We start from the raw sequence: 20700 nt of genomic DNA, 5'->3' as shown, positions 1-20700 counted from the left end.
CTACCGCCCTCTTTCGTCACTGAAGCTGTGAATGCGACTCGACAGCGAGAGTGCGTCGGGTCGCACATGTAACAGTCATCAAGCCTAATGCCATCTGCCTGTCGGAATGCTCTGCAGTCAGGCTGTTTCGGGCGGCCCGCCGGGGTAGCTTGGCGATATGAAGTTCTCCGGTGAGCGACCTGCAGTGGATCTGACCTATTCGGACGTCTTCCTGGTGCCTCGTCACTCCGACGTGACGAGCCGGCTCCAAGTGGATCTGGCCCCGGGGGACGGGACCCCCGCGACGATTCCGCTGGTCGCATCGAACATGAACTCGGTCACCGGACCGCGTCTCGCGGCCACCCTCGCCAGGCGCGGCGGACTCGGCGTGCTCCCTCAGGATCTGCCGCTGCAGCAGCTGGACGAGGCGATCCGCTGGGTCAAGCGGCAGCCGGTTCGCTGGGACACCCCGCTGGTGCTGTCGCCGCGCGCCACGGTCGCCGATGCGCTGCGTCTGCTTCCCGCCACGAACGGACACGGCATCGTGGTCGCCGAACGACGCGGAGACGAGCCGCTCGAGCGCGGCGACGTGCTCGGCATCCTGCCCGCACCGCGGCTGGCGACGGCGCTGACGGATGCCGCACTCGGCGATCTGGTCCACTCCGAGCCGGTCGCGGTCGCCGCGGAGGACATCGGGGAGGGCCGCGAGGCGTTCGACACGATCGGGGCCGTGGATGCCGAGATGGTCCTCGTGCTCGACCGAGGAAAGGTCGTCGGCACGCTCTCACCCCGCAGCGCCCTGCGCTCGAGCCTGTACCGTCCGGCCGTCGACGCCTCGAGGCGTCTGGCGGTGGCCGCGGCCGTCGGCATCAACGGCGACGTCGCAGGGAAGGCACGGGCACTGGCATCCGCCGGTGTCGACGTGCTGGTCCTCGACACCGCGCACGGGCATCAGGAGGGGATGCTGCGTGCACTGGAGACCGTCGCGCAGCTGGATCTCGGCCTGCCGATCGTGGCGGGCAACATCGTCACCGCCGACGGCGTGCACGACCTCGTGCGTGCCGGTGCGACCATCCTCAAGGTCGGCGTCGGGCCCGGTGCGATGTGCACCACACGGATGATGACCGCCGTGGGGCGCCCGCAGTTCTCGGCCGTGCTCGAGACCGCGGAGGCCGCCCGTTCCCTCGGAGCGCACGTCTGGGCCGACGGGGGAGTGCGCTATCCGCGCGACGTGGCCCTCGCGCTCGCCGCCGGGGCCGCATCCGTCATGGTCGGCTCCTGGTTCGCCGGCACCATCGAGTCTCCGGGCGAGGTGATGCACGACGAGCGCGGACGGGCGTACAAGGAGTCCTGGGGCATGGCATCCACCAAGGCCGTGCAGGCGCGCTTCGAGCGACTCGACCCCTACGAGCTGGCCCGCAAGGAGCTGTTCGCCGAGGGCATCTCGTCGTCGATGATCTACCTCGACCCGCTGCGCCCAGGGCTGGAGGACCTGCTCGACATGATCACCTCGGGCGTGCGCTCCTCGTTCACCTACGCCGGCGCCGCGACCGTCGCGCAGTTCCACGAGCGCGCCCTGGTCGGTCTGCAGTCCGCGTCGGGATACGAAGAGGGCAAGGCGCTCCCCGTCAGCTGGTAGGTGATCCGGACGGCATCCGATCGGCTCCCGCTCGCGTGTTCGCCGATCGCGGACGCGCGCTTCGCCTCACAGTCCGATTCGGTAATATCGTCGGCACCATGGACGACCCTCCCTCTTGCAGTACATCGCCCCACCGCCCGTCTCTCGCTGAAAGCGAGGGAGCCAGCTGATGGAATTCGTGCTGCTGGGCGTGGGGCTGCTTCTCATAGTGGGCACGGGGTCTGTTCGTCGCCAGCGAGTTCGCGCTCGTCAACCTCGATCGTGCCGAACTGGAAGCGCGGGAGGCGCGGGGAGAGTCCCGCCTCTCGATGACGATTCGGGCTCTGAAGATCACCTCGACGCATCTGTCCTCGGCGCAGCTGGGCATCACGCTCACCACGCTGCTGACCGGATACACGATGGAGCCGGCGATCTCGAAGCTCCTCGAGCCGCTGCTGGAGGTCTGGGGCGTGCCCGAGGCCGCTGCGACACCGGTCTCGGTGACGGTCGCGATGCTGGTCGCCACGATCCTGTCGATGATCATCGGCGAGCTCGTGCCGAAGAACTTCGCCCTCGCGCTGCCGCTGGCGACCGCCAAGGTGGTGATGCCGTTCCAGACGGCCTTCACGCTGGTGTTCAAGCCTGCCGTGGTGCTGCTCAACGGCAGTGCGAACGCCGTGCTGCGCGGCATGGGCATCGAGCCGAAGGAGGAGCTCAGCGGCGCTCGCAGCGCCGAGGACGCTGTCCTCGCTCGTGCGCCGCTCGGCCAGCCAGGGCGTGCTCGAGGAGGACACCGCGACACTGCTCGACCGCAGCCTCACCTTCGCGCGCCTGACCGCGGATGACATCATGACCGCGCGTCCGAGCATGCACGCCATCTCGGTGGGCGACTCGGCCGACGACGTCATCCGACTGGCCCGCAGCACCGGACACAGCAGGTTCCCGGTCTACGACGACGACCTGGATGACATCACCGGCGTCGTGCACGTCAAGGCCGCGGTCTCCGTGCCGCGCGGGAAGCGCATGGAGGTGCCCGTCGGAGCACTCAGCACCGACCCGCTGCGGGTGCCCGAGACCATGCACCTGGACGTGCTGGTCGCGGAGCTGCGCTCCAAGGGCTATCAGATGGCCATCGTGATCGACGAGTACGGCGGCACCGCCGGCATCGTCACGCTGGAGGACCTCATCGAGGAGATCGTCGGCGAGGTCTTCGACGAGCACGACCGTTCGCGCGCGGGCATCGTCCGACGCGCGGACTCCATCACCTTCCCCGGCGAGCTGCGGCCGGACGAGCTGCTCGCCCGCACCGGCATCGACGTGCCGGAGGGCGAGGTCTACGACACGATCGGCGGATACGTGATGAGTCTTCTCGAGCGCGTCCCCGTGCTCGGCGATGAGGTGCGCATCCCCTCCGGCAGGCTCATGGTCGCCCGGATGGACGGACGCCGTGTCGACCGCATCCGCTACATCGCAGATCCCGCAGATCCCGCAGGCCCCGCCGGTTCCGGCGACGACGACCAGGAGGTCAGCCGATGAGCGATTGGGCCGGACTGGTCTGGCTGGTCGTGCTGCTGCTGGCCAACGCCTTCTTCGTCGGCGGCGAGTTCGCGGTGATCTCCGCGCGCCGCTCGCAGATCGAACCGCTCGCGGAACGGGGCTCGCGCTCCGCGAAGACCGCGCTGTACGCCATGGAGCACGCCACGCTGATGCTGGCGACCTCGCAGCTGGGAATCACGATCTGCTCGCTGCTGATCCTGAACGTGTCCGAGCCGGCGATCCATCACCTGCTCGAGATCCCGATGCACGCGATCGGCTGGGATCCCACCGTGATCTCGGTCGCGGCGTTCGTGATCACGCTCGCGCTCGTGTCGTTCCTGCACGTCGTGTTCGGGGAGATGGTGCCGAAGAACCTCGCGTTCTCGGTGCCCGACCGTGCCGTGCTCATCCTCGCGCCGCCGCTGGTGTGGGTCTCACGGGTGTTCCGCCACGTCATCTGGGCGCTGAACGGCTCCGCGAACGCGGTGCTGAGGCTGTTCCGGGTGGAGCCGAAGACCGAGGCCGCCTCGACGTTCACGATCGACGAGGTCGCGACGATCGTGGATCGCTCGCGTCGCGAGGGCGTGCTCAGCGACACCTCGGGGGCCGTGGCCGCGGCCGTGGAGTTCACCGACAAGAAGGCCCGTGATGTGGCCGTGCCTCTGGCAGAGCTCATCACCCTGCCGGCGAGTGCCACACCGGCCGACGTCGAGAAGGCGGTCGCCCGCTACGGCTTCTCCCGCTATGTGATCGTGGATGCCGAGGACGCGCCGATCGGCTACGTGCACCTGAAGGACGTGCTGCGCTCGTTCGAGGAGGACGGGGCGGACGACAAGGCGGATGTCCCGCTGCCGGCCAAGCGCATCCACCACATGATCCCCGTGCAGGAGGACACCGACCTGGAGGATGCTCTCGCGGCCATGCGCCGCGGCGGACGCCACCTGGCGAAGGTGCGCGACATGCGCGGAGAGACGACCGCCGTGCTGTTCCTGGAGGACATCCTCGAGGAGCTGGTCGGCGAGGTTCAGGACGCCACGCGCCGGGGACGCGGTCGCTGACCGCCCCTCACAGCGGCGGACACGCCGCCGCAGTGCTCGCCCCGCGCGTCAGCGGGCGCGCAGGTACTGCGGCGGCCAGTCCACCTCGGCGCCCAGCTCCCTCGCCGCACGCAGCGCGAAGTGCGGGTCGCGCAGCCATTCACGACCGGCGAAGACGGCATCCGCGGCGCCCGAGGTGAGGATCTCCTCGGCCTGCCGGCCAGACGTGATGACCCCGACGGCCGCCGTGGGTACCCGTCCGCCTGCGCGCACGGTCGCCGCGAACGGCACCTGGTAGCCGGGACTGTAGTCGATGGCCGGGTGGGCGATGGTGCCGCCGCTGGAGACATCGGCCAGGTCGGCGCCGTGCTCGCGCGCCCACAGACCCACCTGCGCGGCCTCCTCGGGGGTGAAGCCGCCCTCGGCGTAGTCGGTGGCCGAAAGGCGCACGAACACGGGCAGGCCCTCGCCGGCGGCATCGCGCACGGCATCCAGAGTGCGCAGCAGCAGCCGCGCGCGATTCTCCAGCGAGCCGCCGTACTCGTCGTCGCGGACGTTCGACAGGGGCGAGAGGAACTGATGCAGCAGATACCCGTGTGCGCCGTGCACCTCGAGAACGTCGAATCCGGCGTCGACGGCGCGACGTGCGGCGTCGGCGAAACCGGTCACGACGCGCTCGATACCGTCGGCGTCCAGTGCCGCAGGCGCGGCATACCCCTCGAACGCGACGTCGGACGGCGCAAGAGTCTGCCAGCCGCCCTCATCCGCCGGCACCGAGCCGCGGGTGTCCGCCCACGGCCACCAGGTGGAGGCCTTGCGGCCCGCGTGGGCGAGCTGCACACCGATCAGGGCACCCCGCTCGTGCACATCGGCGACGATCTGCGCCCAGACGTCGCGCTGCTCGTCCGTCCACAGGCCGGTGTCGCGCGGCGAGATGCGGCCCTCGGAGACCACGGAGGTGGCCTCGGCCATCACCAGCCCGGCGCCGCCCGAGGCGAATTGCGCCAGGTGGGTGCGATGCCAGTTCTGCGGCACGCCGTCCACGGCGCTGTACATGCACATGGGGGAGACCCAGAGACGGTTGCGGAAGGTGCGATCACGCAGGAAGAGCGGGGAGAAGAGCAGACTCACTCCTCGACGCTACCGCCTGCCGAGAGCGCCGGGCGCGCTAGCGTGGACACATGATCCGCGAATGGACGAGGGACGACACCGTCCCATTCCTGCGAGCGCCGACTGCGGATGACGACAAGTATTCGCGCGGCGTGGTCGCGCTGCGCACCGGATCGCGCGCCTATCCGGGCGCCGCGGTGCTGGGCGTGGAAGCCGCCTGGCGCGCCGGTGCCGGGTATGTGCGCTACCTGGGCGGGGCGGCGGATGCCGTGCTCGCCCGGCGCCCGGAGACCGTGGCGGGCACGGACATCGGCCGCACGCGCGTGGGTGCGTGGGTGATCGGCTCGGGGACGGATCCCGCCCACCGCGACGGCGAGGAACTCGCCGCGATGCAGGAGATCCTGCATCGTGAGGAGCCGGTCGTGGTGGATGCCGGTGCACTGGATCTCGCGCACGGCGCGACCGCACCACTCGTGCTGACCCCGCACGCGGGCGAGCTCGCCCGACTGCGCGAACGCCTGGGGCTGACCGCCGTGCGGGACTCGACCGCGGAGCAGCGCATCGCCGAGGTGGTCGAGACCGCCGAGACGCTGGGGAACGTGGTGGTGCGCAAGGGCGCGCAGACGATCATCGCCGCCCCCGGCACGCTGCCGATCACCGTCTCGAACGGACCGGCCTGGCTGTCCACGGCCGGCACCGGAGACGTTCTCGCCGGGGTCATCGCGGCCCTCCTGGCCGCGAACCCCGAACAGCCCCGTCACGAGGTCGCCGCGGCAGCCGTCTGGCTGCACGGCCACGCCGGAGCCCTGGCATCCGGAGCCGTCGACGGCGCAGCAGGGCACCCGATCGTCGCACTGGACCTCGCCCAGGCGCTGCCCGCGGCCATCGGGGAGCTGATCGCATGAGCGCGGTGCCGATCGCATGACACGCAAGAAGACCCGCTCCGCCACGTTGTGGGGTGCATTCCTCGCAGCGCACGTGCTCGTCGCCTGGCTCGGCTGGGTGCTGCCCAGCCAGCCGATGGGCGATGTCACGCTCGTCTATCAGCCCTGGTCGGCTGCCGCGCTCGGCGGTGGACCGGTGGTGGGGATCACCGAGACGTGGGTGTACCCGCAGCTCGCCCTGGTGCCGATGCTGCTGGCGCAGGTGCTCGCCGTGCCGTTCACCACGGCGTTCGGCGTCGCCGGCGGCTATCTGATCGGCTGGGCGGTCCTGGTCACCCTGTGCGACATGCTGGCGTTCGGAGCCCTCGTCGGGAGCGGCGGAACCCGACGCCGTCGTCGTGCGGCCTGGTTCTGGATCGGTGCCCTGGTCCTTCTCGGGCCCATCGCGATGTACCGCATCGACGCGATCACCGTGCCGATCGCGATCGCGGGCGGCCTGTGGCTCGCCCAGCGGCCTCGGGTCGGCGCCGCACTGCTGACCATCGGCGCATGGGTGAAGATCTGGCCGGGAGCCATCATCCTCGCTGTGGTCGCCGCGGGCAGGCGCTCATGGCAGGTGGCGTTCACCGCGGCATCCGTCAGCGCGGCGATCGTCGTGGTGCTGCTCCTGCTGGGGGCGGGCGAGCACGCGTTCGGCTTCCTCCTCACCCAGACCGGGCGCGGGCTGCAGATCGAGGCGGTCGCCGCGACGCCCTTCCTCTGGCTCGCCGTCGTCGGGGCCGTTCGGATCGAGTACAGCTTCGACATCCTGACGTTCCAGATCGTCGCGCCGGGAGCCGATGCCGTCTCGACCGTGCTCACCGCGGTGATGGTCGTCGTGCTCGTGGGGATCGTGGTCCTCGGCATCGTGCGCGCCCGTGACGGTGCCGCCTGGCAGCGCCTGCTGCCCCCGCTGGCACTCGCCCTGGTCGTGGCGCTGATCGTCACCAACAAGGTCGGCTCGCCCCAGTTCGGGACCTGGCTCATCGCTCCCGCGATCCTGTGGCTGGTCTTCGACCGTCCGCGCGCGCGGACGGCGACGGTGCTGGTCCTCCTGCTGTGCGCGCTGACCTTCACGATCTACCCGCTCGTCTACGACGGTCTGCTGCGCGCCGAGCCCGCGGCGGTGCTCGTCGTCACCGTGCGCAATCTGCTGCTGGTCGTCCTGCTCGTCCATTCCGTGCGTGCCGTGACGCGCGTGCCGAAGGCTTCCGCATCCACCCGCCCCACCCCGTGAACATCAGGAGGAATCATGCTCGTCGCATTCTCAGTGGCCCCGTCCGGAAGCGGCCGTGAAGGAGACTCTGTCCATGACGCCGTCGCGGCCGCCGTGCGCGTCGTGCGCGAATCCGGTCTCGCGCACCGCACGACCAGCATGTTCACCGAGATCGAGGGTCCGGACTGGGACACGGTGATGGATGTCGTGAAGCGCGCGACCGAAGCCGTCATGCCTTTCGGATCGCGCGTGTCGCTGGTGCTGAAGGCCGACATCCGTCCCGGGTACAGCGGTGAGCTGGATGCCAAGATCGAGCGCCTCGAAGCCGCCATCGACGCCGCCGACGAGAGCTGACGCAGCCATGACCGATCCGGTGCCGATGCGGCTCGCCGGGACCGCCGTGGTGCTGCGCGACGGTCCGGACGGCCCGGAGACTCTGCTGCTGAGGCGACCGCAGTCCGGATCGTTCCCGGGCGCGTGGGTGTTCCCCGGTGGCCGTGTGGACCCGCCCGACCGGGTGGGTGCGGCGACCGAGGTGGATGCTGCGCGCAATGCGGCCCGGAGGGAGACCCACGAGGAGGCCGGGATCCGCGTCCACGACCTCACCGTGCTGTCGTGCTGGACTCCGCCGGCCGAGATGCCGGTGAGGTTCCGCACGTGGTTCTTCCTCGGCCGGGAGCAGGGCGAGGACGTCCGCACGAACCCGGGAGAGATCGAGGAAGCCGCCTGGGTCACCGTCGAGCGCGTCTTCGCCAGGCACGCAGCGGGCGAGATCGTGCTCTTCCCGCCGACGTGGGTCACGCTGCACGGGCTGCTTGCTCACCGCAGCGTCGACGCGGTGTTCGAAGCCGTGCGGTCGGCCGCCGAGCCCGCGCATTTCACCACCCGCATGGAGGAGACCGCGGAGGGCGGGCTCGCCATCTGGCCCGGCGACGATGCGCATCCGGACGAACCCGGCGTTCTCGGTGCGCGGCATCGGCTGCGGATGGGGCCGCTGCCCTGGGTGTACGAGCGCGGCTGACCGCGCCTCGATCAGGCGTCGAGCAGCCGCTGCAGGTGCACGCCGACCGGGTCTGTCTCGATGAGGAATCCGTCGTGGCCGAAGTCGCTGGTCAGCACGACCGCCTCGTCGTCGATGAGGTTCGGCACGCTGCGTGCGATGCGCTGCTGCCCGTCGGCAGGGAACAGCCTGTCGGTGTCGATGCCCAGCACGAGGGTCTTCGCCGTGATGGCGTGCAGCGCCTCTTCGACGCCGCCGCGGTCGCGGCCGACGTCGTGCGAGTTCATCGCCTCGACGACGGTGAGGTAGCTGTTCGCGTCGAAGCGGCGGGTGAACTTGTTGCCGTGGAAGTCGAGATACGACTCCACGGCGAACCGGCCCCCGCGTCCGAGCGGCGAGACTCCGGACTGCCAGGAGCGCTGGAAGCGCTGGTTGAGTTCGATCGGACTGCGGTAGTTCAGCAGCGCCATGCGCCGTGCCAGAGCGAGCCCGCGGTGGGGTCCCTCGCCGAGCGCGGCGTCGTAGTACTCGCCGCCTGAGAAGCGCGGGTCCATGCGCACCGTCTCCAACTGCACGAAGTTCAGTGCCAGCTGGTCGGCGGTCGTGACCGGGGGAGAGGACAGCACCGCCAGACGCTCGACGCGCTCCGGCTCCATCACCGCCCACTCCAGGGCGTGCATTCCGCCCATCGACCCGCCGATCACGGCGGCCCAGCGCCGGATGCCGAGCTCGTCGGCCAGGCGGACCTGCGCGGAGACCTGATCGCGGATCGTGAGGTAGGGGAACCGGGAGGCCCACTCACGGCCGTCGGGAGCGATGCTGGCGGGGCCGGTCGATCCCTGGCATCCGCCCAGCATGTTCGGCGCGATCACGAACCAGCGGTCGGTGTCGACGGCCGCCCCGGGGCCGACGATCTGCTCCCACCAGCCGGCGGTCGGATGTCCGGCACCCGCGGGTCCGCGCACGTGGCTGTCGCCGGTGAGGGCATGCAGTATCAGCACGGCGTTGTCGCCGGCTTCGTTCAACTCTCCCCAGGACTCCCATGCCAGCCGTGTCATGGGCAGGTGCTGGCCGTTCTCGGTGCGGAAGTCGCCGAGGAACGTGAAGCGGCGGCCCCCGGCGGGATCCCCGTCGCGCCAGGCGCCCGTCGCCGGCGGCCGCGCACGCAGCAGACGCTCATCGGCTTCGGTCACGGGCGCCGACGGCACCGTGTCCTCAGATGTCGTCTGCCAGTCCATGCCTCCCATTGTGTCCTGCCCTTGTGGGTGAGGACCGCAGGTTACGGGTGGAGCGCCGCGCGGCATCCGTTTCATCATCCGGAGCGGATGCTGTGGGCACGGCGTGTTGCGCGACGGCACGCCGAATGCCGGCCAGAGTCTCCGGCCGACGGCACCGGACGCAGGACGCACGATGCCCCGGACCAGGAGGTCCGGGGCATCGTGCGTGTCTGAGGAGGAGGGGTCAGGCCCGTGCGGCCTCGGCGACGGCACGAGCGGCGGAGAGCGCCTGCTCGAGGTCGGCCTTGAGGTCCTCGACGTTCTCCAGGCCCACCGACAGACGAACCAGGCCCGGCGTGACGCCGGCGGTCAGCTGCTGCTCGGGGGTCAACTGCGAGTGCGTGGTGGATGCCGGGTGGATGACGAGCGAGCGCACGTCGCCGATGTTGGCGAGGTGGCTGAACAGCGACAGGCTGTTCACGAACTCGCGACCGGCCTCGACACCGCCCTTGAGCTCGAACGACAGCACCGCTCCGACACCCTTGGGCGCGTACTCGTTGGCCTTGGCGTACCAGGGCGACGAGGGCAGACCCGAGTAGTTCACCGAGGCGACGTCGCTGTGGTCGTCGAGCCACTCGGCGATCTCCTGGGCGTTCTGCACGTGGCGCTCGATGCGCAGCGACAGGGTCTCCACGCCCTGGATGAGGTTCCAGGCGCTCTGCGGGGCGATGGCCGAGCCGAGGTCGCGCAGCAGCTGCACGCGGGCCTTGATGATGTACGCGAGACCGTCGCCGACAGCAGTGGTGTAGCTGGCGCCGTGGTAGGAGGGGTCGGGCTCGGTGAGGCCGGGGAACTTATCGACGTGCTTGGACCACTCGAAGCTGCCACCGTCGATGATCGCGCCGCCGATGGTGGTGCCGTGGCCGCCGAGGAACTTGGTGACCGAGTGGATCACGATGTCGGCTCCATGCTCGAACGGCCGGATCAGGAACGGGGTCGCGATCGTGTTGTCGACGATCAACGGCAGGTCATTGCCGTGTGCGACGTCGGCGACGGCGCGGATGTCGAGCACGTTGATCTTCGGGTTGCCGATGGTCTCGGCGAACAGCAGCTTCGTGTTCGGACGGATCGCGGCGCGCCACTCTTCGATGTCGTCCTGGTTCTCGACGAACGTGACCTCGATGCCGAGCTTGGCGAGGGTGTACTTGAAGAGGTTGTAGGTGCCGCCGTAGATCGAGCTGGAGGCCACGAAGTGGTCGCCGGCCTGCGCGATGTTCAGGATCGCGAAGGTGGATGCGGCCTGGCCGCTGGAGAGCACCAATGCGCCCGTGCCGCCTTCGAGAGCCGCGAGGCGCTGCTCGAGCACATCCTGCGTCGGGTTCTGGATGCGGGTGTAGATGTTGCCGAACTCCGCCAGAGCGAACAGGTTCGCGGCGTGGTCGGCGTTGTCGAACACGTACGACGTGGTCTGGTAGATCGGCGTCGCCCGCGCCTTCGTCACCGGGTCGGGGGCGGCGCCGGAGTGGATCTGCTTGGTCTCGAAGCGCCAGTCGTCTGCTGCGGACATGAGGTTCTCCCGGAGGTCAGGGTACGGGTAAGAGGTCGTGCGGCGGATGCCTTGTAGCGACAGTAGGGTCCGCCGGCATTCATCGACAACCGCCGGGAAATGTTACGTAACACTTCAGATCGCGGCAGGGCGCGGCCGGATCACGGCAGGAAACGGAAAAAGCCGTACGGTGGACGCATGGTGAACAGACGTGCCGTGGTGACCGGGGCCAGTACCGGTATCGGGGAGGCGACTGTGCGCGCGCTGCGTGCACAGGGCTGGGATGTCGTCGGAGTCGCGAGACGCGCCGACCGGCTGGCGGCGCTCGCCGCCGAGACCGGCTCGTCGGCGATCGCGTGCGATCTGACGGATGCGGATGCCGTCGCGGCCCTGCTCGAGGAGCTTGAACGCACCGGGCCCGTGCACGCTCTCGTGCAGGTTGCCGGCGGCGCCAGGGGCACCGACAGCGTCGAGGGCGGTTCGATCGATGACTGGCAGTGGATGTACGACGCGAACGTGCTGTCGACGCAGCGGCTGGTGTCCGGCATCCTCCCGCTGCTGCGCGACGGCGCGGCGCAGACCGGTCACGCGGACACGGTGTTCGTCACCTCGACCGCCGCGCAGATCGCGTACCCGGGCGGCGCCGGCTACAACGCCGCGAAGGCGGCGGAGTCGATGCTCGTGAAGGTGCTGCGGCAGGAACTCAACGGCGAGCCGATCCGCGTCGTCGAGGTCGCACCGGGCATGGTGCACACCGAAGAGTTCACGCTGAACCGTCTGGGCGGCGACCGCATCGCCGCCGAGGCCACCTACGCCGGAGTCGACGAGCCGCTGCTCGCGGAGGACGTGGCGGATGTCATCGCCTACGCGCTGAACGCGCCGCGGCGAGTCAACCTCGACCTCGTCACGATGCGCCCGGTCGCGCAGTCCGCGCAGCACCTGCTGGCCCGCGGGCCGCTGCACGTGCGCACCGACGTGGACTGATGCCGCCGCACACCCTCGCCCAGCTCGCCGATGCGGGGCAGATCGATCACGGGTGGGCTGCCGCGCTCGCGCCGCTGCAGCCGCTGATCACCGAACTCGGAGACCGCCTGCGCGCCGAGCAGGCGTCCGGCCACGGCTACCTCCCGGAAGGTGCGAACGTGCTCCGCGCCTTCCAGCGGCCGCTGGACGACGTGCGCGTGCTCATCACCGGCCAGGATCCGTATCCGACACCGGGTCATCCGATCGGGCTCTCCTTCGCGGTCGAGCGCGATGTGCGTCCGCTGCCGAGGAGCCTGGGCAACATCTACCGCGAGCGCCAGGATGATCTCGGCATCCCGCCAGCACCGCACGGCGACCTGACCGCGTGGAGCGATCAGGGCGTGCTGCTCCTGAACAGGGTCCTCACCGTGCGCCCCGGCGTTCCGGCCTCGCACCGCGGCTGGGGGTGGGAGCAGGTGACGGAACTGGCGATCCGCACGCTCGTGGCCAGGGACCGGCCGCTGGTCGCGATCCTGTGGGGGGCGGATGCTCGAGGGCTGAAGCCCCTGCTCGGCAGCACGCCGGTGATCGAGTCCGCGCATCCGTCGCCGCTGTCCGCCCGGCGCGGTTTCTTCGGCTCCCGTCCGTTCTCCCGCGCGAACGCCCTGCTCGAGTCGTCGGGCGGCACCGCCGTCGACTGGCGTGTGGAGGGGGAGGAGTGAGCGCGCTGCGCGTGCGCCCGGTCGCGGACGCCGACCTGCCCGCCATCCGCGACATCTACAACCATTACGTGCGCACCTCGACGGTCACCTACGACGAGATCGAATCGACGGAGGAGGACTGGGCGCAGAAGTCGGCGAAGATCGCCGCTGCCGGCATCCCGTTCCTCGTCGCCGAGACGGATGCCGGTGACGTGCTGGGCTACGCCCTCGGCCAGCCCTGGTCGCCGAAGTCGGCGTACCGCTTCACGATCGAGAACTCGATCTATCTGGCACCGTCGGCAGCGGGGCGCGGGATCGGCCGGGCGCTGCTCGCCGAGTTCCTCGACGCCTGCCGCAGCGCGGGTCTGCGGCAGGTGATCGCGGTGATCGCCGATCGCGGTGCCGATGCGTCGATCGCTCTGCACCGCAAAGCCGGATTCGTCGATGTGGGCCGGCTCACCGACGTCGGTGAGAAGTTCGGCGAGTCGCAGGGCGTGTTCTTCCTGCAGAAGAGCCTGCCCTTCGACCGGCTCAGGGACCCGGCGATCAAAGGGTCGGGGGCGTGATCACCGGGATCGCGGCGAGCAGCGCCTTCGTGTAGTCCTTCGTGGGGTTCTGCAGCACGGCATCCGTCCTGCCGCGCTCGACGATCGCGCCGTCCTTCATCACCGCAACGGTGTCGGCGAGGTTCTGCACCACGCCGATGTCGTGCGAGACGAGGATCAGCGTGAGCCCTTCATCCCGCCGCAGCTGCTGCAGGAGCTCCAGGATCTGCGCCCGCACGGTCACGTCCAGCGCGGACAGCGGCTCGTCGCCGACGAGGATCCGGGGACGGTGGGCGATCGCGCGGGCGATCGCCACCCGCTGACGCTGGCCGCCGGAGAACTCGTGCGGATGCCGGTCCGCCATGTCTGCGTCGAGGCCGACCTGGCTCAGGACCTCGCGCACCCGCGCTCTGCGGTCACCCGGGATGTCGAGCGCCCAGAGCGGCTCGGCGATGATCTGTCCGGCCGTCATGCGCGGATCCAGCGACGCGTACGGGTCCTGGAAGACGAGCCCCGTCTGGCGGCGCAGCCAGTGCAGCGACCGGGCGGATGCTGCGGCATCCACTTCCTTGCCATCCACGCTGACGCGCCCGGTGGTGGGGCGATCCAGGCCCAGCAGCAGCCGCACCAGAGTCGACTTGCCCGAGCCGGACTCGCCGATCAGGCCGAGCGACTCGCCCGCCTCGATCGTGAGGTCCGTCGGGTGCAGGGCCGTGCTGAAGCGACGGCGCTCGAACATCGTGCGGCGGGGCAGGGTGAAGGAGCGACTGAGGTTCTCCGCCTCGATCAGGCTCATGCCGCACCTCCGTCGTGTCCGGACGGCCGCCACAGGGTCGCCGTCGCATCGCGCAGCAGCGCCTGCGTCACGGGAGAGGACGGTGTGCTGAGCAGCGTCGGCACGGGCGCCTGCTCGATGACGCGTCCGTGCTCGAGCACTGCCGCATGGGTGGCGATCTGCGACAGCACGGCGAGGTCATGGGTGATGAACACCAGTGACATGCCCTGCTCCTCGACGAGCCCCAGCAGGAGCCCCAGGATCTCGGCCTGGATGGTGACATCCAGCGCCGTGGTGGGCTCGTCGGCGATCAGCAGCTTGGGCCGGCACGCGAGCGCCATCGCGATCGCGACGCGCTGCCGCTGCCCGCCGGAGAGCTGATGCGGGTAGCGGTCGATGATGGTCTCGGGATCGGGCAGGTTCACCCGTGCGGCCTCGACGATCGCCCGTTCGCGTGCTTCGCGTCGACTGATTCGCTCGTGGATGCGCACTGATTCGGCGATCTGACGGCCCACGGTGCGGATCGGGTTCAGTGCCGTGCGCGGCTCCTGGAAGACCATGCCGATGTCGTCGCCGCGCAGCTTCGCCAGTTCCCGGTCGGGCATGCCGATCAGTTCGGTGCCGTGCCAGCGGATGCTGCCGCTTGCCGTGGCGCCCTCGGGCAGCAGCCCGAGCACCGCGAGGGCCGTCAGCGATTTTCCCGAGCCGGACTCGCCGATCAGGCCGAATCGCTGACCGTCCTCGACCCTGAACGAGATGCCGTCGATCACGCGCCTGCCGTCGATCTCGACGACCAGATCCTGCACCTCGAGACTCATGCGACCACCACCGGCTCGTGGATCTCCGCCGTGCCGTGGCGGGACAGAGTGGGGTCGGTCGCCTCGCGCAGCGCGTCGCCGAGCAGGTTCAGACCGAGCACGGTGATGGTGATCGCCAGACCGGGCCAGACGACGGTCAGCGGGTGCACGCCGATGTAGCGCTGCAGGTCGGCGAGCAGCGTTCCCCAGGAGGCCTCCGTGAGGGTGGCGCCGAAGCCGAGGTAGGACAGGCCGGCCTCGGCGAGCACCGCGACCGCCATCGACCAGGACAGCTGCACGATGAAGACCGGTGCGACGTTCGGCAGCAGGTGCCGCACGAGGTTCTGTCCTGTCGTCAGTCCGTTCGCGCGTCCGGCGACGACGAAATCGCTCTGCTGAACGCGGCGCAGCTCGGGGCGTGTGACGCGCGCGATGCTGACGCCGAAGCCGATCCCCACCGAGAACACCACGACCCAGAGCGACCCGCCCCACACAGCCGAGATCATCATGGCGATCATCAGCACGGGGAACGCGATCAGGATGTCGACGAGCACGGCCACCGTCTCGCGCATCCATCGCGCCGTCAGCGCGCCGAGCGCGGCCAGCGCGATGCCGACGAGGGTCGCGACGATGCCGGCGCCCACCGCGACGAACACCGTCGTGCGGGCTCCCGCCATCACGAGGCTGAGGATGTCGCGGCCCGTGCCGTCGGTGCCGAGGAGGTGCGGCCAGCCGGGCTCGGCCCAGCGCCCGCGGATGTCGGAGAGCATCGGGTCGAACGGCGTCCAGAACAGCGACACCACCGCGGTGAGTGCGATCAGCAGCACCACGATGACCCCGAATCGGCCCGGGCCGGAGGAGAGCAGTGCGCGCAGCCAGTGGGGCATCAGTCGACCTCCGCGCGCTGTCTCGGGTCGACGGTGTGGTGCACCAGGTCGACGATGAATCCGATCACCAGCACGAACCCGGTGAGCACGAGCAGCTCGCTCTGCACCTTCACCAGGTCGCGCGTGCCGACGTCGGCGACCAGCATCCGCCCGATGCCGGGAAGCGTGAAGAGCTGTTCGATGACGACCGAGCCGACGATGATGCCTGCCACCTGCAGACCCAGGACCGTCACGATCGAGAGTCCGACGGCGGGGATGCCATGCCGGATGAGTGCCTGACGGCGGGTCAGCCCCTTGGCCGCGGCCGTGCGCACGAAGTCCTGACCGGCCGCCTGCATCGTGGCGCTGCGCACGAAGCGCAGCAGCATCGCGCCCTCGACGATCCCGATGGTCAGTGCGGGCAGCAGCAGCGACTCGAACGCCTTGAGGGGCGTGGTCCAGCCCGTGCGCGGGAAGCCCTGGGCGGGCAGCCAGCCCAGCCACTGGGCGAAGACGACCACCAGCATCATCCCGGCCCAGATGACCGGCACCGCGGCGATGGTCTGCGCGGCCACGTTCAGCGACGTGCCCCCGGAGCGTCCGCGCATCACCGCGGACAGGATGCCGAACGGCACGGCGATGAGCAGGGCGATCGTGAGAGCCATGATGCCCAGCGGCACCGTCACCCGGGCCTTCTCGACGAGCTCGGCGCCGACCGAGGCGCCGCTGAGCTGGGAGGTGCCGAGGTCGCCGTGCAGGATGCCCCCGATCCAGGCTCCGTACTGCACGGGCAGAGGCTTGTTCAGCCCGAGTGACTCCCGCAGCGCCGCGACGGTCTCCGGACTGGCCTGGGTGCCCGCGATCAGCTGTGCGACGTCGCCGGGGAAGACCCGCAGTGTGAGGAAGATGATCACGCTCGACACGAGGAGCCCTGCGATCAGCAGGGCCCCCCGTGTGAGCGCGTATCGGAGCATGCGTCAGTCGGCGGTCTTGGTGACGCCGGAGAGGTCGATGCGCGAGTTGATCGAGTCCTTCGGGAACCCGGAGACGCCCGGAATGTGCGCGGTCAGCGTGGCGCCGTTGTACAGCCAGTCGGCGGCGTCGTCCTCGGACACGATGCGTGCGGCCTGCTTGAGCAGGTCCGCCGACTTCGCGGGGTCCAGCTCGGCCTGCGACTGCGCATACAGGTCCTGCACCTCGGGGTTGTCGTAGCCGAAGTAGTAGTCCGGGTTCGCCCAGTTGCCGAAGTCGCGGGGCTCGACGTGCAGCACGAAGCTGAGCTCGTAGTCGTGGTTGGTGTAGACGTCCTCGAGCCAGGTCGCGAATTCGACGCGGTTCACCTCGAGGGAGACGCCGACCTTCGCGAAGTCCGAGACCAGCACCTGCGCCACGGTGGTCCCGTAGAAGGACGGGATGGTGAGGGTCAGGTCGAGCTTCTCCTGCCCGGCTTCCTTGAGCAGCTTCTTCGCCTCGGCCGGGTCGAAGGGGACGAGCTCGGACAGATCCTCGTAGCCGGGGTCCAGCGAGGGGATCGGTCCGTACAGCGTCTCGCCCGCACCCACGGCCTCGACCAGCGCCTCGTGGTCGATCGCCAGACGCAGCGCCTTGCGCACGCGCGCGTCGTTCAGCGGAGCCTTGGCGTTGTTGAACGCGAGGGTCGCCTTGTCGGTGGTGCGCCCGGTGGTGATCGCGAAGTCACCGGAGTCCTTCAGCTGCGAGACGAGGTTCGGGTCCACAGCGGTGAGGACGTCGATCGAGCCGTCGAGAGCGGCGTTGACCCCGGCGGTGAAGTCGGGGATGTACTGGAAGGTCACCTGCGCGAGCTGCGCCTTCTTGCCCCAGTACTCGTCGTAGCGGGTGAAGGCGATCGAGCTGCCCTTGGCCCAGCGCTGCAGGGTGAACGGCCCTGTGCCGTTCTCGGCGGTCTTCAGGTCGGTCTTGTCGCCGGTCTTGAAGACGAGTCCCGCCGGGCCGGTCAGGTTGAACAGGAAGTTCTGGTCCGGCTTGGTCAGCGTGATCTGCACGGTCTCGGCGTCGGGTGCGCTGATGGCGGCGACGCCGGCGAACTCGGTGTTGCCCTGCACGCTGGCATCCGTCTTCACGGTCTGGTACGAGGCGACGACGTCGGCCGAGGTGAGCGCGGTACCGTCGTGGAAGCTGATGCCGTCGTTGAGCGTGAACGTGTAGGTGAGCCCGTCGGGGGAGATCTCGTGAGACGCGGCCAGGCGGTCCTCGACCTTGTTGTCCTGCGTGCGCGTGACCAGACCCTCATAGATGTTGTCGACGAGGACCTGCTCGAGCGCGGCACCGCTGGTGTGGCGGATGTCGAGGTTGGTCGGCTCGAGTACCAGGCCGACCGTGAGGTCCGCGTTCGGGTCGGCTTTGCCGGGCGACGTCGAGACAGGCTCCGGCGAGCCGCCGCAGGCGCTCAGCACGAGAGCGCCGACGGCGAGGAGCCCGATCGCGGCCAGACGGGCTGATCGGCGTGCGGTTGTTGAAGTAGACACGTCGTGTCCTCTCGGAGATGGATCCCACTCGGGTCAGCGGTGGAGGGGTCAGTTCGAGTTGCGGTCAGCGGGAGGTGCGGCTCAGTGCATCGGCTGCGAGGGATGCCAGCGAGGCCGGGTCGGTCTCCTGGATGTTGTGGCCGGCGTCGACGGTGGTGACGGTCGCCGAGGGCACCTGCCGGGAGAACTCCGCGACGTCGGCATCCTGAAGGAACCCGTGCGAGCCGCGGACGAGCGTGAGGGGAGCGGTCACCCCGGTGATGTCCGACCACAGGTCCGCAGCGGTGGATGCTCGCTTCGCGGCGTTCAACGCGTCGAAGGCGTGGCCGATGATCTGGGCGAAGTGGTGCTTCCACTCGATGCGGCCGTCCTCGCGCACGCGTGTGTTGAAGAAGACTCCGCGCTCGGTGTCCTCGCGCGCGCCGCCGAAGCCGAACTTCTCGGCGCGGGCGACGACGTCGTCGCGGGAGTCGAACTCCGTCACCTGATAGAACTCGCGCAGCACGGCGGGCGCGGCGTCGGTGTCCAGACCGGGCACGATGTCGACGAGGATCAGTTCGGCGACCAGTTCCGGATGGCGTGCCGCCACCACGGTCGCGGTGAGACCGCCGAGCGAGTGCCCGATCAGCACCTGCGGTTCGTCCGTCCACTCCTCGATCGCGGCGACGACATCGCCGGCGAGAGCTGCAGGGGAGTAGTCGAGATCGGCACGCCAGGAGGAGTCGCCGTGCCCGGCGAGGTCGATCATCAGAGCCGGGCGACCGAGCAGCAGGGCAACGGAATCCCACGTGTGGGCGTTCAGACCTGCACCGTGCAGCAGGGTCACCTCGGGTGCGCCGTCGCCGAAGTGCAGGGCGCTGAGCGAGCGTCCGTCGGGAAGAGCCAGCGCGATGCGTCGGGCGGAGGGGACGGGGATGCCGAACCTCTGGGCCTGCGCGGGCAGGTAGCGGAACTCGCTGGTGTCTTGTGCCACGGCCATATTCTGCTATCGGATGGGGTTCACAGGAAATCTCGGATCATTAAGTGAAGTAATCCGCGTATTAAATGAGCAGAAGGTCTGGCGGTTTCTGCCAACGCTTGTCTATCTGCATTTCTTGTTCGGCTGGCACGGTCGCCTTCTCGTCCTAGGCTGGAGGGGTGACGATTCTCGACATCCCCGGAGTGAGCAACCTGAGAGATGTCGGCGGCATTCCCGTCGGAACCGCGCGCGTGCGCCACGGTGCGCTGCTGCGATCGGGTCAGCTCGCGCGGTTGACTCCTGCGGGCGCGTCCGCGCTCGAAGAGCGCGTGCAGCGGGTCGTGGATCTGCGCGACGAGACCGAAGTACGCGCTGAGCCGTCCGCACTGCGGTCGGTGGCGACCACGCACATCCCGCTGTTCCTGGGATCCGTCGGCTCCTTCTTCGAGCAGGACATGGATCTGGAGCGGATGTACCGGCATCTCGTCGACGACAGCGCCTCGCGACTGGTGGAGGCGGTGCGCGTGATCGCGTCGGGGGAGCCGACGCTCGTGCACTGCACGGTGGGCAAGGACCGCACGGGCGTCACGGTCGCTCTCGCGCTGAGCGCGATCGGGGCCGATCGCGATGCGGTGATCGCCGACTATGCATTGACCGCATCGCAGCTGCCTGCGGAGCGGAATCGGGCGATCATCGCCTACTTCCGGGCCAACATGCCCGACGCGCGCAATGCGATACAGCTGGCGACCGAATCGCCTGCGCCCGTGATGGCGGCGCTGCTGGCGGACATCGATCAGCGGCACGGCTCGGCGGCTGCGTATCTTCAGGGCGCCGGACTGACGGATGCCGAACTGGACGCGCTGCGGAACGCCCTCATCGACTGAGCTCTCAGCCGACAGGGAAGGTAAGGCAACCCTTCCTTCGGTGATATGATCGATGCATCATGAGCATCGTCGAGACCGCCGCCGGCACACGCGCCGCACGCAGGGCGTCCCGCCGACCTCTGGTGCAGCACCTCGTCACCGCGGATGAGAATTCTCTCGCCGAGCTGGAGCTGGTGCTCGCCACCCTTCCGCTGTGCGCCGTCGGCCGGGTCTTCATCGAGGTGCCCGACGCGGACGCCGTCGGAGTCGTCGAGGTCCCGCCGCGGATGACGGTCACCTGGCTGGTGCGCACGCGTGGAGGAGTCCGCCGCGCGACCGGTGAGATCCTCACCCGCGCAGCCACGGCCTGGGCCGACGAGATGCTGTGCGACGGGTCCGAGGCGACCCTGCGCACCGAGGCCACGCTGCTCGGCTGCTTCATCAGCACCGCCGACATCGTCGATCACCTCACCGAGCATCACGGCGTCGCTCCCACGGCCATCCACGCGCCTGCACGATACGGACTGCCGGTCCACTGACCCG

General features: G+C 69.5%; 20 protein-coding genes and 1 pseudogene. 12 read left to right on the top strand and 9 right to left on the bottom strand.

Translation table 11 applies throughout. The features are described from left to right. Positions 1-157 precede the first annotated feature (157 nt). The 3 genes and pseudogenes from QF046_RS04525 (at position 158) to QF046_RS04515 (ending at position 4191) form a co-directional block, all read left to right on the top strand. The gene (locus tag QF046_RS04525; RefSeq protein WP_307366652.1) at positions 158-1618 is read left to right on the top strand and encodes a GuaB1 family IMP dehydrogenase-related protein; all 1461 of its coding nucleotides are present in this window, start codon (positions 158-160) and stop codon (positions 1616-1618) included. Between the two features lie 169 nt (positions 1619-1787). Further along, positions 1788-3133: pseudogene (locus tag QF046_RS04520) on the top strand (hemolysin family protein). Beyond that, on the top strand, positions 3130-4191 hold the full coding sequence (locus QF046_RS04515; RefSeq protein ID WP_307366650.1) for a hemolysin family protein: 1062 nt from the start codon (positions 3130-3132) through the stop codon (positions 4189-4191). Before QF046_RS04520 ends, QF046_RS04515 begins: the two are co-directional and overlap by 4 nt. Positions 4192-4239: 48 nt before the next feature. On the opposite strand, the gene QF046_RS04510 is transcribed toward QF046_RS04515, so the two are convergent. Then, complete coding sequence (locus QF046_RS04510; RefSeq protein ID WP_307366647.1) at positions 4240-5301, bottom strand: NADH:flavin oxidoreductase/NADH oxidase; 1062 nt, start codon at positions 5299-5301, stop codon at positions 4240-4242. A 50-nt stretch (positions 5302-5351) separates the two neighbouring features. Here QF046_RS04510 and QF046_RS04505 point away from each other — a divergent pair, with 50 nt between their 5' ends. Genes QF046_RS04505 through QF046_RS04490 form a run of 4 tightly spaced genes read left to right on the top strand, consistent with a single transcriptional unit; the run spans position 5352 to position 8440 of the window. Next, the gene (locus QF046_RS04505; RefSeq protein ID WP_307366645.1) at positions 5352-6185 is read left to right on the top strand and encodes an ADP/ATP-dependent (S)-NAD(P)H-hydrate dehydratase; all 834 of its coding nucleotides are present in this window, start codon (positions 5352-5354) and stop codon (positions 6183-6185) included. A 16-nt stretch (positions 6186-6201) separates the two neighbouring features. Further along, on the top strand, positions 6202-7440 hold the full coding sequence (locus QF046_RS04500) for a hypothetical protein (protein ID WP_307366643.1): 1239 nt from the start codon (positions 6202-6204) through the stop codon (positions 7438-7440). 15 nt (positions 7441-7455) lie between these two features. After that, positions 7456-7773 carry a thiamine-binding protein gene (locus QF046_RS04495; RefSeq protein WP_307366642.1) on the top strand — a complete coding sequence of 106 codons (318 nt, stop codon included), beginning with the start codon at positions 7456-7458 and terminating at the stop codon, positions 7771-7773. Between the two features lie 7 nt (positions 7774-7780). Next, positions 7781-8440, top strand: coding sequence for an NUDIX domain-containing protein (locus tag QF046_RS04490; protein WP_307366640.1), 660 nt, complete (start codon positions 7781-7783; stop codon positions 8438-8440). Between the two features lie 11 nt (positions 8441-8451). Here QF046_RS04490 and QF046_RS04485 read toward each other — a convergent pair whose 3' ends face one another. Together QF046_RS04485 and QF046_RS04480 are read right to left on the bottom strand one after the other, a co-directional pair. Further along, positions 8452-9657, bottom strand: a complete 1206-nt coding sequence (locus QF046_RS04485) for a homoserine O-acetyltransferase (protein WP_307366638.1) — start codon at positions 9655-9657, stop codon at positions 8452-8454. Positions 9658-9880: 223 nt separating this feature from the next. After that, the gene (locus QF046_RS04480; protein WP_307366636.1) at positions 9881-11203 is read right to left on the bottom strand and encodes a bifunctional o-acetylhomoserine/o-acetylserine sulfhydrylase; all 1323 of its coding nucleotides are present in this window, start codon (positions 11201-11203) and stop codon (positions 9881-9883) included. Between the two features lie 177 nt (positions 11204-11380). Here QF046_RS04480 and QF046_RS04475 point away from each other — a divergent pair, with 177 nt between their 5' ends. From QF046_RS04475 to QF046_RS04465, 3 genes are read left to right on the top strand one after another with little or no spacing between them, the layout of a single operon-like run. Continuing rightward, positions 11381-12166, top strand: a complete 786-nt coding sequence (locus QF046_RS04475; protein WP_307366634.1) for an SDR family oxidoreductase — start codon at positions 11381-11383, stop codon at positions 12164-12166. Next, positions 12166-12867 (top strand): uracil-DNA glycosylase, encoded by a 702-nt coding sequence (locus QF046_RS04470; RefSeq protein ID WP_307366631.1) that lies wholly within the window; start codon positions 12166-12168, stop codon positions 12865-12867. Before QF046_RS04475 ends, QF046_RS04470 begins: the two co-directional genes overlap by 1 nt. Next, positions 12864-13412: a GNAT family N-acetyltransferase gene (locus QF046_RS04465; RefSeq protein WP_307366628.1), complete on the top strand. Its 549-nt coding sequence runs from the start codon at positions 12864-12866 to the stop codon at positions 13410-13412. Before QF046_RS04470 ends, QF046_RS04465 begins: the two co-directional genes overlap by 4 nt. On the opposite strand, the gene QF046_RS04460 is transcribed toward QF046_RS04465, so the two are convergent. From QF046_RS04460 to QF046_RS04435, 6 genes are all read right to left on the bottom strand, one after another. Further along, complete coding sequence (locus QF046_RS04460; RefSeq protein ID WP_307366626.1) at positions 13393-14187, bottom strand: ABC transporter ATP-binding protein; 795 nt, start codon at positions 14185-14187, stop codon at positions 13393-13395. The two genes, QF046_RS04465 and QF046_RS04460, sit on opposite strands and share 20 nt — an antisense overlap. Further along, complete coding sequence (locus QF046_RS04455; RefSeq protein WP_307366624.1) at positions 14184-14984, bottom strand: ABC transporter ATP-binding protein; 801 nt, start codon at positions 14982-14984, stop codon at positions 14184-14186. Before QF046_RS04455 ends, QF046_RS04460 begins: the two co-directional genes overlap by 4 nt. Beyond that, a complete protein-coding gene (locus QF046_RS04450) occupies positions 14981-15850 on the bottom strand; it encodes an ABC transporter permease (protein ID WP_307366622.1) in 870 nt (289 codons plus the stop codon). The genes QF046_RS04455 and QF046_RS04450 overlap by 4 nt, the downstream gene beginning before the upstream one ends. Next, positions 15850-16803, bottom strand: coding sequence for an ABC transporter permease (locus QF046_RS04445; protein ID WP_307366620.1), 954 nt, complete (start codon positions 16801-16803; stop codon positions 15850-15852). Before QF046_RS04445 ends, QF046_RS04450 begins: the two co-directional genes overlap by 1 nt. Positions 16804-16806: 3 nt before the next feature. Further along, a complete protein-coding gene (locus QF046_RS04440; protein WP_307366618.1) occupies positions 16807-18336 on the bottom strand; it encodes an ABC transporter substrate-binding protein in 1530 nt (509 codons plus the stop codon). A gap of 64 nt (positions 18337-18400) precedes the next feature. Continuing rightward, complete coding sequence (locus QF046_RS04435; protein ID WP_307366615.1) at positions 18401-19315, bottom strand: alpha/beta fold hydrolase; 915 nt, start codon at positions 19313-19315, stop codon at positions 18401-18403. Between the two features lie 158 nt (positions 19316-19473). Between QF046_RS04435 and QF046_RS04430 the strand changes: the two genes are divergently transcribed. After that, positions 19474-20178 (top strand): tyrosine-protein phosphatase, encoded by a 705-nt coding sequence (locus tag QF046_RS04430; protein WP_307366613.1) that lies wholly within the window; start codon positions 19474-19476, stop codon positions 20176-20178. A gap of 59 nt (positions 20179-20237) precedes the next feature. After that, the gene (locus tag QF046_RS04425) at positions 20238-20696 is read left to right on the top strand and encodes an SIP domain-containing protein (protein WP_307366611.1); all 459 of its coding nucleotides are present in this window, start codon (positions 20238-20240) and stop codon (positions 20694-20696) included. Positions 20697-20700 lie beyond the last annotated feature (4 nt).

Source organism: Microbacterium sp. W4I4 (assembly GCF_030816235.1).
In the GTDB taxonomy this organism is placed as follows: domain Bacteria; phylum Actinomycetota; class Actinomycetes; order Actinomycetales; family Microbacteriaceae; genus Microbacterium.
This window is presented reverse-complemented; position numbering and strand designations above follow the sequence as displayed.

Excerpts from the sequence above, each read along its gene's own strand:
- QF046_RS04525 (WP_307366652.1), top strand. The coding sequence starts at position 158 with ATGAAGTTCTCCGGTGAGCGACCTGCAGTGGATCTGACCTATTCGGAC.
- QF046_RS04515 (WP_307366650.1), top strand. The coding sequence starts at position 3,130 with ATGAGCGATTGGGCCGGACTGGTCTGGCTGGTCGTGCTGCTGCTGGCC.
- QF046_RS04505 (WP_307366645.1), top strand. The coding sequence starts at position 5,352 with ATGATCCGCGAATGGACGAGGGACGACACCGTCCCATTCCTGCGAGCG.
- QF046_RS04500 (WP_307366643.1), top strand. The coding sequence starts at position 6,202 with ATGACACGCAAGAAGACCCGCTCCGCCACGTTGTGGGGTGCATTCCTC.
- QF046_RS04495 (WP_307366642.1), top strand. The coding sequence starts at position 7,456 with ATGCTCGTCGCATTCTCAGTGGCCCCGTCCGGAAGCGGCCGTGAAGGA.
- QF046_RS04490 (WP_307366640.1), top strand. The coding sequence starts at position 7,781 with ATGACCGATCCGGTGCCGATGCGGCTCGCCGGGACCGCCGTGGTGCTG.
- QF046_RS04485 (WP_307366638.1), bottom strand. The coding sequence starts at position 9,657 with ATGGACTGGCAGACGACATCTGAGGACACGGTGCCGTCGGCGCCCGTG.
- QF046_RS04480 (WP_307366636.1), bottom strand. The coding sequence starts at position 11,203 with ATGTCCGCAGCAGACGACTGGCGCTTCGAGACCAAGCAGATCCACTCC.
- QF046_RS04475 (WP_307366634.1), top strand. The coding sequence starts at position 11,381 with ATGGTGAACAGACGTGCCGTGGTGACCGGGGCCAGTACCGGTATCGGG.
- QF046_RS04470 (WP_307366631.1), top strand. The coding sequence starts at position 12,166 with ATGCCGCCGCACACCCTCGCCCAGCTCGCCGATGCGGGGCAGATCGAT.
- QF046_RS04460 (WP_307366626.1), bottom strand. The coding sequence starts at position 14,187 with ATGAGCCTGATCGAGGCGGAGAACCTCAGTCGCTCCTTCACCCTGCCC.
- QF046_RS04455 (WP_307366624.1), bottom strand. The coding sequence starts at position 14,984 with ATGAGTCTCGAGGTGCAGGATCTGGTCGTCGAGATCGACGGCAGGCGC.
- QF046_RS04450 (WP_307366622.1), bottom strand. The coding sequence starts at position 15,850 with ATGCCCCACTGGCTGCGCGCACTGCTCTCCTCCGGCCCGGGCCGATTC.
- QF046_RS04445 (WP_307366620.1), bottom strand. The coding sequence starts at position 16,803 with ATGCTCCGATACGCGCTCACACGGGGGGCCCTGCTGATCGCAGGGCTC.
- QF046_RS04435 (WP_307366615.1), bottom strand. The coding sequence starts at position 19,315 with ATGGCCGTGGCACAAGACACCAGCGAGTTCCGCTACCTGCCCGCGCAG.
- QF046_RS04425 (WP_307366611.1), top strand. The coding sequence starts at position 20,238 with ATGAGCATCGTCGAGACCGCCGCCGGCACACGCGCCGCACGCAGGGCG.